Genomic DNA, 16754 nt, shown 5'->3' on the forward strand with positions numbered 1-16754 from the left:
TACCCATGAACCCCGTATCGCCAAATGCCCAGCTTGACTGGGACGACCAGGGACGCCCGCGCTCGCGGGTCTTCGACGACGTGTACTTCTCGGACCAGTCGGGCCTGGACGAAACCCGTTATGTGTTCCTTGAACAGAACCACCTGCAGCAGCGCTTTGCCGCGCTGCCCGAGGGTGGGCGGCTAGTGATCGGCGAGACCGGCTTTGGTACCGGGTTGAATTTCCTGTGCGCCTGGCAGCTGTTTGACCAGCACGCAGCGCCCGGCGCCCGCCTGCATTTTGTCAGTGTGGAAAAGTACCCCCTGAGCCATGCCGACCTGCAACGCGCCCTGGCCCTGTGGCCGCAACTCAAGCCGTGGGCCGACCAACTGCTGGCGCAATACGTGGCCATTCACCAGGGCTTCCAGCGCCTGGTGCTGGACGCAGGACGCGTGACCCTGACGCTGTTGATTGGCGATGCCCTGGAACAACTGCCACAACTGGACGCGCAGGTCGATGCGTGGTTTCTCGACGGCTTTGCCCCGGCGAAAAACCCCGACATGTGGACCGCCGAACTGTTTGCCGAACTGGCCCGACTCGCGGCACCGGGCTCGACGATCAGTACCTTCACCAGCACCGGCTGGGTACGGCGCCTGCTCAATGGCGCCGGGTTCAAGATGAAGCGCACGCCGGGCATCGGTCACAAGTGGGAAATCCTGCGTGGCGAATTCCTCGGCTGGCCGTCGCAAACACCCGCGCCGCCAGCGATCAAGCCCTGGTTCGCCCGCCCGCCGGCGCACCGCGGTGAACGCCGGGCCCTGGTCATCGGCGGCGGCATGGCCGGTTGCACCACCGCGGCCAGCCTTGCGGCGCGGGGTTGGCAGGTCAGCCTGCTGGAGCGCCATGACGGCCTGGCGCAAGAAGCCTCAGGCAATCCTCAGGGTGTGCTGTACCTCAAGTTGTCCGCCCATGGCACCGCGCTGTCGCAGATGATTGTCAGTGGTTTTGGACATACCCGCCGCCTGCTCCAGCATTTGCAACGCGGGCTCGACTGGGACAATTGCGGGGTCTTGCAACTGGCCTTCAACCCCAAGGAGGCCGCACGCCAGGCGCAATTGGCAGCAGCCTTCGATCCGCAGTTGGTCCATCAACTGGATCAGCAGCAGGCGCAGGCGCAGGCCGGTATCGGCCTTGAATCGGGCGGCTTGTTCTACCCCGAGGGCGGCTGGGTCCACCCGCCCGCATTGTGCGAATGGCAGGCGCGTCAGCCGGGCATCGAGATCCTGACCCATCATGATGCCCTGGACCTGCGCAAGGTCGATGACCAATGGCAAGCCTTTGACGGCGAGCGGTTGCTGGCCAGCGCACCGGTGGTAGTGCTGGCCGGGGCGGCCGAGGTCAAGCGCTTTGCGGCGAGTGCCCAATTGCCCCTCAAACGGATCCGCGGGCAAATCACCCGCGTGCCACAGACCGGCAGCAGTCAAAGCCTGGCCACCGTGGTTTGCGCCGAAGGCTACGTGGCCCCGCCTCGCCTGGGTGAACACACGCTGGGGGCCAGCTTCGATTTCAAGAGCGACGACTTGACTGCCACCGCCGCCGACCACGCGGGCAACCTGGCCCTGCTTGCGGCCATCTCGCCCGACCTGGCCGCACGCCTGCAAGCGTCCAGCCTCGCCCCGGACACCCTGCAAGGCCGTGCCGCGTTCCGCTGTACCAGCCCGGACTACCTGCCGATTGTCGGGCCGTTGGCCGACAGCCCGGCCTTCGCCGAGGCCTACGCGGCCCTGCGCAAGGATGCGCGCCAGACGCCCGACATAGCCTGCCCGTGGCTGGACGGCCTGTACGTCAACAGCGGCCATGGCTCCCGTGGGCTGATCACCGCACCGTTGAGCGCCGAGCTACTCGCCGCCTGGCTCGACAACGAGCCACTGCCCTTGCCCCGAAGCGTGGCCGAAGCCTGCCACCCGAATCGTTTTGCCCTGCGCACGTTGGTGCGCAGCAATGTGACCGGGCATTCAAGCTAACGGCAAACCGCAGCCGACCAACTCTTGGTATTTCAACGCCTCCTCGGTGAGGCGTTCCAGCTCTGCTTGTTCGGCCAGCCTCTGCTCCCTGAGCACCTCATTCATCTGGTCGCGATAGGAAGCGTCATCCAGGGTCAGGCCCTGGTCGAACACCGCTTGCAGGCGCTGGTCGTAGGGCTCGTTCACCTGCTCGAACCCACGACTGAAGGTGCGCTTGAGATAGCCGACCCAGAATGGCAACTCCACCAGAAACTTCTGCAGCGCCGGCGACAACTCGGCAGCCCGCAACCGAGACTCGGCAGTGCGCAACGCCTGCGGCGTGACCCCGCCCAATCGGGAAAAGCGCATGTGCCGGGGTTGGCCCGGCAAGTAAAACTGATCGACCAGCCCGGTACGGTACGCAAGGCTGACCTCCTGCGGGTCCGACAACGGATGCTCGTTGCTATGGGCGCGGGCCATGCCCTCCAGTTGCTCAAGGCGGAACAGGCCCTTGCCCAGGCGCAGCAACGATTTGGCATTCATCTGCCCGCCTTCCAACAGCCTGGTTGCTTCGTTGACCTCAACCAATACTTCCAGATTGCTGAAACTCACTGCGGCGGCGTCGTCACAATTCAACGGTGTGCCGGCGCGCTCAAAAATCTCTTCGCGCAATTTCACATCGGCGGCAGCGGCATCCAGTACCCGCCATACCCGACGCGCCATATCTTCACGCACCTGCATCGAATCGGCCGTGCCCCCCAGCTCGGCCAGCAGCTTGAACAGGCCGTCGGAACCGGGTTCATCATTGAGTCCCTTCCAGGCCAGCTCCTTCTCGGCCACCCCCCTGGCCCCATCCTGCGTCAACCATAGCTCCCGGGCGCGCTGCTCGTTGAGCCGGGCGATATCGTCCTCGATAAACCCCATGCCCACCCCCACGCTGTTGCGAAAGTTGCTCAACAACTGTTGACTGCGCGAATCCAGCGGGTTGTGGCGCAAGTTAATCATCTCGGCCCTTTGCCGCGTCTGGGTGAAGAGCCAGCCGGGCAACTGGGCGATGTCATTGTCACGCAGGTCAACACTTTCCAGATTAGGAATGCGCAGCAGACCACTGGGCAAATCCTTGAGCCGGCAATTGCTCAGGACCAAATGGCGCAACTCAAACATCCGGCTAACCAGCGGCGGATCGATCAACGGGTTGTCGCTGAGGTTCAAGACCCTGAGCCCGCGCATATCCGCGAGCTTGGCCCGTGTGTATTCGGTGAGTTGCAAGCGGTTGCCGTTCAAGTACAAGCGTTGCAGTTCAGGCATCTGGGACAGCGCTTCGGGCAAAAGCGTCAGCTCGTTACCGGTCAGCTCCAGCGAACGTAGACCTTTGAAGTGCTTGAGAAAGTAGGCAACGTCATCGTTGAGTCCCATGCGCTTGAGCGACAGTTGCTCGATGGCGTCAAATCGGATGCTCGCCGGCAATGTCGGCAAAGGGCCAACGGCCATACCATCGAGGCTCAGGCTGGGAACCTTTTCACCGTATGCATCGGCCAGCAGCATCGCCGATTGCCAGCAGCGCTTGATCGTCTGCGCCGATTGCAGGCGGCTCCAGCGATAGTCCGCCACGGGGTTGGGTAGTTTCTCCAGCGAAGCCGTCTCGCTGCACCACAGCTTGAGCGCACGGCGCAGGGCCTCGTACTGCTGTTCAAGCGCGCGAACCGCCTTGGCCCGGGCCAGGTGATCCGGCCCCAGCCCCTGGAGGAAGGTCGCGATGCGCGCCTCATCAAACAACGGGTAGAGCTTGCGCACCTTGCGCACCAGTTCCAGCGGATGCTTGACCTGCTCCTTCCTCATCGCCTGCACGCAGGCCACCGGTTGCTCGGGCAGCGCCGCCCGTTCAGGCCAGAGGTAACGGGAAAGCTGGCCGCGTTCATCCCGCGCCTTGAATATGACTTTATTACGCAACTGAACGTCGGCGCTGCTCCCCTCCAGTTGCAACCTTGCGCGCTGTGCGGGCGCCAGGCTCTCGAGAACGGCCTGATAGAAACCCTGTGGCCCTCCGAATGCCTTGCCCGCCACGACGCCCTGTGAGTCGAGGGTTTCAAAACCCTTGGCCGAATGAATCAACGTCCGTGTAAATACAGCGGCCTGGTTGCCCGCCTGCCCCAGCACCCGCCCCGTCGCTGACGCTTGGCGCAATTGCAGAAAAACATCTTCTGGCCAGCCCGGCAGCCCGTCGAACAACCCCAGCGCCAGGCGCCACGTTGCCTCATCCGCCAGCTCCGGCAGATGCAAGCCGAGCACGGCCTGATCTTCATACAGCGTTTCCAGGGTTTCCCGCGCCCGCTGCGCCACCAGCAGCGGGATCCGCCCGGTGCGCCGCAATGCCCAGCGTTGTTCTGTCGGGATGCCAGTCATGACCTCCCACGCCAGGCGGGTCGGTAACTGCGGGTAGTGCTGCTTGAGCAGGCCATGATCACCCAGGTCGAGCCTGTCGTAATCCTCGTACAGCTTTTCGTACACCCGCCGATGATTGGGCCTGAGGGCGGCAGCCAAACGCCGCCTCAATACCGCGGGCGCCGCCTGCGCCGAATACACCCCGCCCAGCAATTGCTGGCTCTCATCGGCGTCCAGTGCCGCCAGCGTCGTGGAGATGACCTTGCCTTCGCTCAACTGCTGTTCGGTAATGTGAATACTCAGGTCTTCATAGTCGAACGGTGCCGTGTCAGGGTAGCGCTCAAGCAATACACCCTCTTGGTCCAGCACCTCGAAAAACCTTCCCTGGGGCCAGCCTTCGACCATGGGCAGCGCCAGCAACTGGGTATGCGCCGTGCTCGGGTCCGGGGATGGCTGGTGCTCCAGTTGCCAGAGCAGATCCCGGACCTTTTGATTGAGGTTGAACCGCATTGCACACTCCCGAAAGCGCTCCGGCAGCGGCAGGCTTTCCAGGGCCAGTTGTTGCAGGCGGGGCGTGGTCATGTCGGTGATGCTGGCAATATCTTTCAGATGGCCGTCGGGCAGGTCTGCGAGGCTGGGGTCCAGGCGTTTGAGCAGGTACTCGGGGTCACGCCATTCGTGCAAACGCTCAAAGGTGAACTGCCAGCCGCCCTGACGATTGTGGGTCAGGAACGGGCGATACGCCGACTCGCGCAGCGGGTGCAAGGCCCGCCAGTAACCGGTGCGCTCATCAAAGGCAATGGCGTACAGCGAGCCCTCGACCTTGACATAGGACTGCCCAAGGATCTGATAGATACCCCTGGGGCTGGCCACCGTTCCTGTAATGTCCAGCGCCTGGCGATAAGGCATCGGGCGACCGCGCCACAAGCGCGAACTGCGGTCCCCTAGCTTGACGGCTTCCATCCCGTCGAAGAACCGCTGCGCATTGGCCTGCGTCTGTCGCAGTCGCCCCACTAGGCTGGCACCGGCGGCGAACAACGCCATGGTGGCGAGGTTTTCTGCGACATTGACCAAATGCTTCAGCGCTTCCTGACGGTCATTGTGGCGCCAGTCCTCAACCCCCTCGAACACCTCGCCCAGCAGTTGGCCGACCGCCACGCCCATCATCAACTGGCCCAACAGCGGCACGACCAGGCCGGCCACGTTCAATACGGTCAGGCCGACATCCATGTAGTCCTGCAAGCGCTGCTGGCGGGCCTCTTCGTCGACTTGCGCCTTGGGCACCGCCAGAACCTGCGCGTCCAGTTGTAACTTAGTCACATAGGCACTGAAAAAAAACGCCGACAAGTTACCAATGACCGGCAACGGTTCTACGGCGTAAAGGGTGCGGGTGCGGTCGAACCGCTGGAAAAAATCGAAGCGCTGCGCCTCGTCGAGGTAGCCGTTAAAAAAAAGGCGGTAGCTTTTCACCTGAAGCTTGAGGGTCAGGTAGAGCTTGAAATCCTCCAGCGACGCATACCGGTACCACGGCCTGACCGGCTCGTTGGGCATGTACACCAGAAACGGCCCGCTGGCAAAAGCGTCGTAGGTGTGATGGGAAAATATCAACACGCTCCAGATGCAAACCTCATTGATACTCACCCCATGCCAGGCCAATGGTTTGCCATCGAGCAACATCGATGTGACCTCGCTCGCGGGAAAATCCGCGCAGATCAGTTGCTGCAACAGCCGGTAAGTGGCCTCGTCGAGATCGCGCCTGGCGTAGGCAATGTGCAGATCAACCTGCATGTCCATGCACCGCGATTGACCAATCGCGGCGAGTGCCGGGTTGTAACCGCGCGTGGGGTCGACCGGCCCTTCTTCGGGCGCGGGCAGATTGAAGATCTCGCGAATATGCGCCTGGTAGGCGGCCCCCAGGTCCAGCTCACGGCAATACTGCACAAACTGCGCAGCGGTCAACGTCGGCGATGCCAGCCGTTTTGCGCCGACACGTACCACGGCGGCCTGCGGCAGGCCACCGGGTGCGGCACTGGCCGCCGCAAAGTTCTGCATGGCGGCCTGCAACAGGCTGTGCTTTTGCAGGTTCACGGTTTCTATAAGCAGGCCGCCCAGATCCGGACCGACCCCACTCAGGTTGCGTGTGGGTACCTCCAGTGTGTCGTGGTGGATATCCAGGGTGTTCAGCGCCTTGGTGGCCAAAAAGGCTGTGAGTTGCTCGGCGCAAAACGTATCCAGGGGCTTGACGCGGTTGAGCAGCCGGCGCGCGCGCTGGCGGGGTGCCTCACTTTCCGCGTGGGCCTTTTCCAGGGCTTCAAGAGCGCCGGGCGTGGCCGCCTCCAACCACGTCGGCAACGTCTCGATCAAGGTCTGCGCCTTGTCCAGGTGGCCGGTGATATCCAGCAGGGCCCGCAACCGCTCCTCTGGCGCCACAACGCGGGGGGCCTGTTTTTGCTCGGGTGTTTGTGTCATCTACCACGTCCCTTATGACGTTGAACATGGCTCCACACCCTAAGCCCATCGCGCCTGAAAACCGATTCGAATAGCAGGGCGTTCAGCCCGCTGAACCGCCCACTATTTGTATGTCATTGCCTATCTATATACCGCCCTTCAACGCCAGGCCACGGCGTGCGATACCCACTACAAAATCAGCGCAGGCCATTTGCCTTATAACGCATTGTTCTAAAACTCCCGCAACACGGATGGGGTCAGTCTCTGGGTACCCGCCGTATTGACGGGTGCGTTTTTATCCCTCCCCAACGGAAAAACCGGTAAGGAATTTATGTGCGGATTAGCTGGAGAGTTACGTTTCGATGCCCAACCTGCCGACCTGGCAGCCATTGAGCGCATCACCCATCACTTGGCCCCTCGCGGCCCCGACGCGTGGGGTTTCCATGCTCAAGGGCCGATTGCCCTGGGCCATCGGCGCCTGAAAATCATGGACCTGTCGGATGGCTCCGCCCAACCGATGGTCGATGCCCAGTTGGGCCTGTCCCTGGCCTTCAACGGCGCGATCTATAACTTCCCCGAATTGCGCAGCGAACTCGAAGCCCTGGGTTACGCGTTTTATTCCGGTGGCGATACCGAAGTGCTGCTCAAGGGCTACCACGCCTGGGGCGAAGCACTGCTGCCCAAGCTCAACGGCATGTTCGCCTTCGCGATCTGGGAGCGCGACAGCCAGCGCCTGTTCATCGCCCGTGACCGCCTGGGCGTGAAGCCCTTGTACCTGTCGCGCACCGGCCAGCGCCTGCGTTTTGCCTCGGCGTTGCCAGCGCTGCTCAAGGGCGGCGATATCAACCCGATCCTCGACCCGGTGGCGCTCAACCACTACCTGAATTTCCATGCCGTGGTGCCCGCGCCGCGCACGTTGCTCGCGGGTATCGAAAAACTGCCGCCTGCCAGCTGGATGCGCATCGATGCCAACGGCACCACCGAGCAGAAAACCTGGTGGACCCTGCCCTACGGCCCCCATGAGGATGAAAAGAACCTGACCCTGGAAGACTGGACCGACCGCGTGCTCGACAGCACCCGCGAAGCCGTGGCGATCCGTCAACGCGCCGCGGTGGATGTGGGCGTGCTGCTTTCGGGTGGGGTGGATTCGAGCATGCTCGTGGGCCTGTTGCGGGAAGTGGGCGTGCAGGACTTGTCGACCTTCTCCATTGGTTTTGAAGATGCCGGCGGCGAACGTGGTGACGAATTCCAGTATTCGGACCTGATCGCCAAACACTACGGCACCCAGCATCACCAATTGCGCATCGCCGAAAGCGAGATCATCGAGCAACTGCCGGCCGCGTTCCGCGCCATGAGCGAACCGATGGTCAGCCATGACTGCATCGCCTTCTACCTGCTGTCCCGGGAAGTGGCCAAGCATTGCAAGGTAGTGCAAAGCGGCCAGGGAGCCGATGAGTTGTTTGCCGGCTATCACTGGTACCCGCAGGTGGACGGGGCCAGCGATCCTTACGCTGCCTATCGCGATGCGTTTTTTGATCGCAGCTACGACGATTACGCCGCCACTGTCGCGCCGCAATGGCTGACCGCCAATGACGCCGCCGGCGACTTCGTGCGCGAACATTTCGCACAGCCGGGGGCCGATGCCGCGGTGGATAAGGCCCTGCGCCTGGACAGCACGGTGATGCTGGTGGACGACCCGGTCAAGCGCGTGGACAACATGACCATGGCCTGGGGCCTGGAAGCCCGTACGCCGTTCCTCGACTACCGCCTGGTGGAGTTGTCGGCCCGGGTGCCGGGCAAATTCAAGCTGCCGGACGGCGGCAAGCAAGTGCTCAAGGAAGCGGCGCGCCGGGTCATCCCCAGTGAGGTCATCGACCGCAAGAAAGGCTACTTCCCGGTGCCCGGCCTCAAGCACTTGCAGGGTGACACCTTGAACTGGGTACGTGACCTGCTGCTGGACCCCAGCCAGGATCGCGGCCTGTTCAACCCGGCGATGCTCGACCGCCTGCTCACCGATCCACAAGGCCAACTGACCCCGCTGCGCGGCTCCAAGCTGTGGCAATTGGCAGCGCTGAACCTGTGGCTCAGCGAACAAGGACTCTGATTGATGAAACCTCACGCCACGGCCTACAGCCAACGCCTGCTGCGCGGCCAGGCGCCTTCCTACGAGCGCTTGCAAGCGCGCCTGGCCGAAGACGGCAGCGAACCCAGCGCGCAACCCATCGCCGTGCATTGCGGCTGGGGCCGGTTGTTGATTGGCCATACCTTCCCTGACCCGGCGAGCCTGGCCCTGGAGTTGCTCAATGAGCAGCCGGGGGAACGGGATATCGCCCTGTATGTAGCGGCGCCCCAGCAGATCCTCGGGATCGATCCACAGCAGTTGTTCCTTGATCCGTCCGACACCCTGCGCCTGTGGTTCACCGACTACCGCCCGGCGACTCGGGTGTTTCGTGGCTTCCGCATTCGTCGGGTACAGAGCGAAGCCGACTGGCAGGCCGTCAATCGCCTGTACCAGGGCCGCGGCATGTTGCCGGTGGATGCCAACCTGTTGACCCCGCGCCATCAAGGTGGCCCGGTGTACTGGCTGGCCGAGGACGAAGACAGCGGCGCGGTGATCGGCAGCGTCATGGGCCTCAATCATCAAAAGGCCTTCCACGATCCGGAAAGCGGCAGCAGCCTCTGGTGCCTGGCCGTAGACCCGCAATGCTCGCGGCCGGGGGTCGGTGAAGTGCTGGTGCGCCATCTGATCGAGCACTTTATGAGCCGTGGCCTGAGTTACCTGGACCTGTCGGTATTGCATGACAATCGCCAGGCGAAAAGCCTCTACGCCAAGCTCGGCTTTCGTGCCCTCACCACCTTCGCGATCAAGCGCAAGAATGGCATCAACCAACCGCTGTTCCTTGGCCCGGGGCCTCAGGCGGGGTTCAATCCCTATGCGCGGATCATTGTCGAAGAAGCCCACCGACGCGGGATCGACGTGCAGGTAGATGACGCCGATGCCGGGCTGTTTACCCTCAGCCATGGCGGGCGGCGGGTGCGCTGCCGCGAGTCGTTGAGTGACCTGACCAGCGCCATCAGCATGACCCTGTGCCAGGACAAGAGCCTGACCCACAAGACCCTGAGCGCCGCCGGTTTGAAATTGCCGTCGCAGCAACTGGCCGCCAGCGCCGACGATAACCTGGAGTTCCTCGACGAACACCAGCGCATCGTGGTCAAGCCCCTGGACGGGGAACAGGGCCAGGGCGTGGCCGTGGACTTGCAGACCATCGAAGAAGTGCAAAGCGCTATCGAGGCGGCGCGCCAGTTTGACTCGCGGGTATTGCTGGAGAGCTTCCACGAAGGCCTGGACCTGCGCATCCTGGTCATTGGTTTTGAAGTGGTGGCCGCCGCCATCCGCCGCCCGGCCCAGGTGATCGGTGACGGCAAGCACAGCGTCGGCGCGTTGATCGAAGTGCAAAGCCGCCGACGCCAGGCGGCCACCGATGGCGAAAGCCGCATCCCCATGGACGACGAAACCCTGCGCACCTTGAAAGCGGCGGGTTACGACTACGACAGCATCTTGCCTTCCGGCGAAGTGCTGGCCGTGCGGCGCACCGCCAACCTGCACACCGGCGGTTGCCTGGAAGATGTCACGGCGATCCTGCACCCGACCCTGGCAGACGCTGCCGTGCGTGCCGCGCGCGCCCTCGACATCCCCATGGTGGGCCTGGACCTGATGGTGCCGGCCGCCGACCAGCCGGAATATGTATTTATCGAAGCCAATGAACGCGCCGGCTTGGCCAATCATGAACCGCAACCGACTGCGGAGAAATTCGTGGATCTGTTGTTTCCCCATAGTCAGTCCACGGCTTGAGATAGGCGTTGACTGGTCGGCCCTCATCGCGGGCAAGCCCGCTCCCACAGTGGTACGCGATCAACTGTAGGAGCGGGCTTGCCCGCGATGAGGCCAGCCCAGGCACCCAATACCCTCAGCCCCCTCATCGAAACCATCGATGCCCTCAACTCATCAGGAGTTTCCATGACCCGAACCATCCCCGAACCGGATCTCAACTACCTGCAAAAAGTGCTGCTGGAAATGCTCGCCATCCCCAGCCCCACCGGCTTTACCGACACCATCGTGCGTTACGTCGCCGAGCGTCTCGAAGAACTGGGCATCCCCTTTGAAATGACCCGTCGCGGGACCATCCGCGCCACCCTCAAGGGCCAGCAAAACAGCCCGGACCGCGCGGTTTCCGCGCACCTGGACACCATCGGCGCTGCCGTGCGGGCGATCAAGGACAATGGCCGCCTGACCCTGGCCCCCGTGGGCTGCTGGTCCAGCCGCTTTGCCGAAGGCAGCCGCGTGAGCCTGTTCACCGACAATGGCGTGATCCGTGGCAGCGTCCTGCCGCTGATGGCTTCCGGGCACGCGTTCAATACCGCCGTGGATGAAATGCCGATCAGTTGGGACCATATCGAACTGCGCCTGGACGCCTACTGCACCACCCGTGCCGATTGCGACTCCCTGGGGATCAGTGTCGGCGACTTCGTGGCCTTCGACCCGCTGCCGGAGTTCACCGAGAGCGGCCATATCAGCGCCCGCCACCTGGATGACAAAGCCGGGGTCGCCGCCTTGCTGGCGGCGCTCAAGGCGATCGTCGACAGCGGTGAACCGTTGCTGATCGACTGCCACCCGCTGTTCACCATCACCGAAGAAACCGGCAGTGGCGCGGCGGCGGCATTACCCTGGGATGTCAGCGAATTCGTCGGCATCGACATTGCACCGGTCGCCCCCGGCCAGCACTCCAGCGAGCATGCCGTGAGCGTCGCGATGCAGGATTCCGGCGGGCCCTACGACTATCATTTGTCCCGTCACCTGCTGCGCCTGGCCGCCGACCATGAATTGCCGGTACGCCGCGATCTGTTTCGCTATTACTTCAGCGATGCCCACTCGGCCGTGACGGCCGGGCACGATATCCGCACGGCGCTGCTGGCCTTTGGCTGCGATGCGACCCACGGTTACGAGCGGACCCATATCGACAGCCTGGCGGCATTGAGTCGCCTGCTTGGCGCCTACATCCTCAGCCCGCCGGTATTTGCCAGCGATGCCCAGCCCGCCCAGGGTTCCCTGGACCGCTTCAGCCATCAACTGGAGCACGAGACGCAAATGGAGAGCGACACCCGCGTGCCGTCGGTGGATAGCCTGGTCGGGCAGAAATCCTGAAGCTGGCAACAATGATCCCGGCACAGTAGGATCGCCGGGATCAACCATTTGAGGCTTGTATGCTGATTCCCCACGATGCACTTGAAGTCGACACCCTGACCCGCCTCATTGAAGACTTCGTCACCCGCGACGGCACCGATAACGGCGACGACACGCCCCTGGAAACCCGCGTACTGCGCGTACGCCAGGCGTTGACCAAGGGCCAGGCGCTGATCGTTTTCGATCCGGAGAGTGAACAGTGCCAACTGATGCTCAAGCACGACGTGCCCAAGCATCTGTTCGACTAAGGGTTGGCCACGGGCACCGGCTGTCCCTGCAGGTTGCGGATCTTTTCGTAGACCTCCGCCCGATGCACATTGACCCCTGCCGGCGCTTCCACGCCGAGTTTCACCTGGAAGTTGTTGACCTCCAGGATCCGCAGGGTGATGTGATCGCCGATGGAAATGATTTCGCCTACGGTGCGGCTAAGTACCAGCATGGCGTTTGTCCTTTGAAAGTTACCGGACATCGACCATGCGCCCTCCCCCATGCCCCATCAATGCCTTGCCAGCTAAACAGACCTCCCCTACAAGCCTTGGTTAACTTTACTGACAGACAAATATAAAAAACGCCGCAAAAGAGTAAAAAACCAAACGCACCGTTTACTCTGTGGCTAGGGGGCTTGTCCCCCGCTGGGCTGCGCAGCAGCCCCAACCCAATAAGCCTCACCGAGTTTTATCTGACACACCGGGGTGGCATATTTTGGGGCTGCTGCGCAGCCCAGCGGGGGACGAGCCCCCTCGCCACAATCAGCGATTGAGCCAGACTTGCCAGTGCGCCCGTTAACTTTTGACCGATTGGGCCTTGGCGCGCATTTTTTCCGACATGCTGGTCATTTCGTCATACAGCAACTGCGGGTTTTTCTGCTTCAAGGCCCAGGCCATCCGCCCTTGTTCGTGGGGCAGGATCATGAACTCACCGGCCGCCACGCGCTGGTAGATGTAATCGGCGATGTCCGCCGCCGTGATCGGCGAGCTTTCCAGCAGCTTGCCGACCTGGGCCTTCATCGCCGGGGTGGGGCCGCGGAACGAGTCCAGCAGGTTGGTCTGGAAGAACGACGGGCAAACCACATGCACCCCGACTTCCTGCTGCTTGAGTTCCACCAACAGGCTTTCCGAAAGCGCCACCACACCAGCCTTGGCCACGTTGTAGTTGCTCATGGCCGGGCCTTGCATCAGCGCCGCCATCGAGGCGATGTTGATGATCCGGCCCTTGCTTTTTTCCAGCAGCGGCAGGAAGGCCTTGCAGCCCTTGACCACGCCCATCAGGTTGATTGCGATCTGCCAGTCCCAATCCTCCAGGGACAATTCACTGAAGAACCCACCGGAGGCGACCCCGGCGTTGTTGACGATCACATCGATACCGCCCAGCTTGACTTCGCAGGCCTGGGCAAAGGCAGTGAGCTGGCTGTAGTCACGCACGTCGCAGCGCTGGATAAAGCCATCGCCACCGGCCTGGCGCACCAGCGCGAGGGTTTCCTGCAAACCCGGCTCACTGACATCCGACAAGGCCAGTTGCCAACCTTCGCGGGCCCAGCGCAGAGCGATTTCGCGACCCAGGCCGGATCCGGCGCCAGTGATCATCATGCGATTTTGCATAGGAAGTAGCCTTGTGGTTCAGGGAAGAAGTACGCGCCAGTGTAGCGAAGGTTATTCACCGCCCCATGCACCATCAAGTTGCTGAATGCCGCGGGCAAACCAAGGGCCCGGTCGGATGCCAGGGCCTGGGGTTAGTTCAATCTTTTTAAACTAAGTGCGAAGCCGCACTACAATTAAAAAGGAAATAAGCCAACGGCCAAATCGCTTTAAAAAAACAGGGAATTTTCTGCAAAGTGCAGGAGTCGGATTGGTTAAGGCAGCCGTTTTAGATGTGCGGCTCTGACAATTAACAATCAGGTCTTTTCAGAAGACGAATAAGGAAAACAACCTATGAGCCTCATTCTTATCATTGTTCTGATCCTCCTGCTGGTCGGCGGCCTGCCGGTGTTCCCGCACTCGCGCAACTGGGGTTATGGGCCATCGGGTATTCTCGGTACGGTGCTGGTGGTGCTGTTGATCCTGTTGTTGCTGGGCAAGATATAACGGCGTTGATTGCGTAACTGTAGGAGCGAGCTTGCTCGCGAAGAACTCAGCCGCACTGCGGTTATCCAGAACAAACGTGTTGCCTGGACATTTTTCGCGAGCAAGCTCGCGCCTACAAAAAAAGATGCAAAAAAAGAGGCCTTGAAGAAGGCCTCTTTTTTATTGCCTGGCGATTAGTCCGGCTTGCCGTCTACCACGCCTGCGGTGTTATCCAGCAGGCTCTTGGTAGCGGTCTGCAGGAATGACTCAAGTTTCTGCTTGAGTTGTGCCTCATCCGCCGACTCAGGGATTACCTTGCCGGTAGGGTTGGCGCCCAGTTCGTATTGCCACAGTTTCGGTGGCATCTCCTTGGGCAATACCAACACACGGTCAGCCGTGAGCAAGGCCACGGTCTGGTCGCTGCCCGATGGCTTGATCACGCCAAAGCCCTTGTCGCCTTCCGGCAGGTTGAGCAGGTCACGGCCCCAGCACTGGTGACGGGTTTCGCCGCCCAGGCGGCCCATGATGGTCGGCACAATGTCGATCTGCGTACCCACGGTGTGGTCGCGCACGCCGAACTTGTCCTGCATGCCCGGGGCAATCAGCAGCAGTGGCACGTTGAAGCGGCCCAGGTCCATTTCGGTGATCTGTTGCTCGTTACCAAAACCATGGTCGCCGACGATCACAAACAGGGTGTCCTTGAAGTACGGCTCCTTGCGGGCCTTCTCGAAGAACTGGCCCAGGGCCCAGTCGGAGTAGCGCATGGCCGTCAAATGTTCGTTGAGGCGGCCACGATCAGTCACCGGCTCGACCGGCAACGGCGTCGGCAAGGCGTACGGCGTATGGTTGGACAGGGTTTGCAGCAGTGCGTAGAACGGCTTGCCGCCCTCGCGCGCCTTCAACTCTTGCAGGCCACGGTCGAACATGTCCTGGTCGGACACGCCCCAGGTCGGATCGGAGAACACCGGGTCGACGAAGTCATTGCGGCCAATGAAGTTAGTCATGCCCTGGTTGCTGAAGAAGCCCGACTGGTTATCCCAGGCGAAGTCGCCGTTGTAGACATACACATCGTCGAAATCACGGGCACTGAGCAATTGCGGCAAGCCCGACAACTTGTGGCTACCTTCCGGGGTCTGCATCAGGTATTCGAAGCCTGGCAGGTTCGGGAAGCACGCCATGGTGGCGAACATGCCCTGGTGAGTGTGGGTGCCGTTGGAGAAGAAACGGTCGAACAGCAGGCCTTCCTTGGTCAACTCATCGAAGTACGGCGTGATCTTGCCGTTGCTGCCCAACGCGCCCACCGAGTGACCGGCGAAGCTTTCCATCAGGATCACCACGACGTTCTTGATCGGCAGGGTCTTCTCGGCCGGTGGCGTGAAGTCACGGCGCACGGCGGCGGTGTCGGTATCCACCAGTTTTTCGTCAGGCAACACCAGCATGTCACGCACGGTCTGGGTGGCCAGCGGTTGCTCCAGGGTGGCTTTCCAGACGTTCTCGCGATGCTCGGAGAAACGCGCCTTGGCCGCACCGATCAGCGACAGCGTACCGTTGAGGCCCAGGTGGTTGGCGAAGTTGGAGTCGGTGGTGTAAACGTCACCCCAACGCAGCGGCGGGCCCTGGCGCAGGGTGCCACGCGCGGCGACCACGGCAATCAGCAAGCACACCACGAACACGGCGATGCGGCTGTACCACGGGGCAACCTGGCGGGTGCCGACGGTGCCACCGCTGAACGGGCCACGGGGCCGCGTTGCACGATCAGCGCCTTTGAAGGCGATGCTCAGGATAAACGTACCCACGGCCCAGCCCAGCAGGTAGCGCACCACCGGGAAGCCGTACCAGAGCATGCTCATCACGGTTTTCGGATCTTCCTTGACGTACTGGAAGACCAGGCCGTTGAGGCGCTGGTGGAACTCGCGGTAGAAGTCCATCTCCATCAGGCCAAGGAACAGCGCGATGCTGGAAACCACGGTCAGCCACAACCGGAAGAACCCGCGGGCGGCCATGGCGCGCACGCTGAACAGCGCCAGGATCAGCGGGATGCTCAGGTACACCACCAGGCGCAAGTCCAGGCGCAGGCCGTTGACGAACGCTTCAAGGAAGGTCGAGGCCGGGGTGTCGAGCATCATGTCGCTGTTGTAGATCAACAGCCCGAGGCGCAGCAGGGAGAGCATCACCATCATGACCAGGGCGCAAAGCAGCGTGTAGGCCAGGTGGGATTTGACGGTGGGTTGCAGCAGGCGATTAGAAGCTCGCTGCTGATTCAGGGCGTCCGGGTTTGCCATGTTGTTTGAGGACCCATTGGAAGTTTAAGTTGCGAAATAATGCAGCGGCGTCCTGCCCCGGCCAATAGAGGCATAGGGTCCAGGGTATTACGCGGTGGGCAGATGGTGCCCGATCAACGTCGGCAACGCTATTGATTACTCAGCGCGCAGGGCTCCTGGCGGCACAGAGGGACCGTGGCAGGAAAATATAGCGGGGGAATTGTCTTGGATGAAGTGTGAAAATTTTGTGCAGCGAATATCCAGACACACAAATCTAATGGATGCGGGGTACAAAAATGTGGGGGTGGGTTTGCTCGCGTGTCAGCCAATTAATCGGGTACTGATGGGGCATTAGGATCTGCACAAGTTGCTCTTTTGG

General features: G+C 61.9%; 10 protein-coding genes. 6 read left to right on the forward strand and 4 right to left on the reverse strand.

Annotated elements, in window-relative coordinates; translation table 11 throughout:
- Positions 1 to 5 precede the first annotated feature (5 nt).
- Positions 6 to 2003, forward strand: a complete 1998-nt coding sequence (gene mnmC / locus FIV38_RS10405) for a bifunctional tRNA (5-methylaminomethyl-2-thiouridine)(34)-methyltransferase MnmC2/FAD-dependent 5-carboxymethylaminomethyl-2-thiouridine(34) oxidoreductase MnmC1 (protein WP_092235088.1) — start codon at positions 6 to 8, stop codon at positions 2001 to 2003.
- On the opposite strand, the gene FIV38_RS10410 is transcribed toward mnmC, so the two are convergent.
- On the reverse strand, positions 1995 to 6833 hold the full coding sequence (locus FIV38_RS10410) for an NEL-type E3 ubiquitin ligase domain-containing protein (protein WP_092235085.1): 4839 nt from the start codon (positions 6831 to 6833) through the stop codon (positions 1995 to 1997). The two genes, mnmC and FIV38_RS10410, sit on opposite strands and share 9 nt — an antisense overlap.
- Before the next feature lie 310 nt (positions 6834 to 7143).
- On the opposite strand from FIV38_RS10410, the gene FIV38_RS10415 reads away from it, so the two are divergent.
- From FIV38_RS10415 to FIV38_RS10430, 4 genes are all read left to right on the forward strand, one after another.
- Positions 7144 to 8916, forward strand: a complete 1773-nt coding sequence (locus FIV38_RS10415; RefSeq protein WP_029298748.1) for an N-acetylglutaminylglutamine amidotransferase — start codon at positions 7144 to 7146, stop codon at positions 8914 to 8916.
- A gap of 3 nt (positions 8917 to 8919) precedes the next feature.
- Positions 8920 to 10665 (forward strand): N-acetylglutaminylglutamine synthetase, encoded by a 1746-nt coding sequence (gene ngg / locus FIV38_RS10420; RefSeq protein ID WP_092235081.1) that lies wholly within the window; start codon positions 8920 to 8922, stop codon positions 10663 to 10665.
- A 165-nt stretch (positions 10666 to 10830) separates the two neighbouring features.
- On the forward strand, positions 10831 to 12015 hold the full coding sequence (locus FIV38_RS10425; protein WP_029298753.1) for an osmoprotectant NAGGN system M42 family peptidase: 1185 nt from the start codon (positions 10831 to 10833) through the stop codon (positions 12013 to 12015).
- 59 nt (positions 12016 to 12074) lie between these two features.
- On the forward strand, positions 12075 to 12302 hold the full coding sequence (locus tag FIV38_RS10430; RefSeq protein WP_003172962.1) for a YheU family protein: 228 nt from the start codon (positions 12075 to 12077) through the stop codon (positions 12300 to 12302).
- Here the strand turns inward: FIV38_RS10430 and csrA are convergent.
- Both csrA and FIV38_RS10440 read right to left on the reverse strand, forming a co-directional pair.
- Positions 12299 to 12493 carry a carbon storage regulator CsrA gene (gene csrA, locus FIV38_RS10435; protein ID WP_092235078.1) on the reverse strand — a complete coding sequence of 65 codons (195 nt, stop codon included), beginning with the start codon at positions 12491 to 12493 and terminating at the stop codon, positions 12299 to 12301. The two genes, FIV38_RS10430 and csrA, sit on opposite strands and share 4 nt — an antisense overlap.
- A gap of 343 nt (positions 12494 to 12836) precedes the next feature.
- Positions 12837 to 13652, reverse strand: coding sequence for an SDR family oxidoreductase (locus tag FIV38_RS10440; RefSeq protein WP_029298758.1), 816 nt, complete (start codon positions 13650 to 13652; stop codon positions 12837 to 12839).
- A gap of 330 nt (positions 13653 to 13982) precedes the next feature.
- Between FIV38_RS10440 and FIV38_RS10445 the strand changes: the two genes are divergently transcribed.
- Positions 13983 to 14135: a DUF3309 family protein gene (locus FIV38_RS10445; protein WP_032863216.1), complete on the forward strand. Its 153-nt coding sequence runs from the start codon at positions 13983 to 13985 to the stop codon at positions 14133 to 14135.
- 173 nt (positions 14136 to 14308) lie between these two features.
- Here FIV38_RS10445 and FIV38_RS10450 read toward each other — a convergent pair whose 3' ends face one another.
- On the reverse strand, positions 14309 to 16396 hold the full coding sequence (locus FIV38_RS10450) for an LTA synthase family protein (protein ID WP_092235075.1): 2088 nt from the start codon (positions 16394 to 16396) through the stop codon (positions 14309 to 14311).
- Between the last annotated feature and the right edge of the window lie 358 nt (positions 16397 to 16754).

The sequence above is a fragment of the Pseudomonas proteolytica genome, assembly GCF_007858275.1.
Lineage (GTDB): Bacteria > Pseudomonadota > Gammaproteobacteria > Pseudomonadales > Pseudomonadaceae > Aquipseudomonas > Aquipseudomonas proteolytica.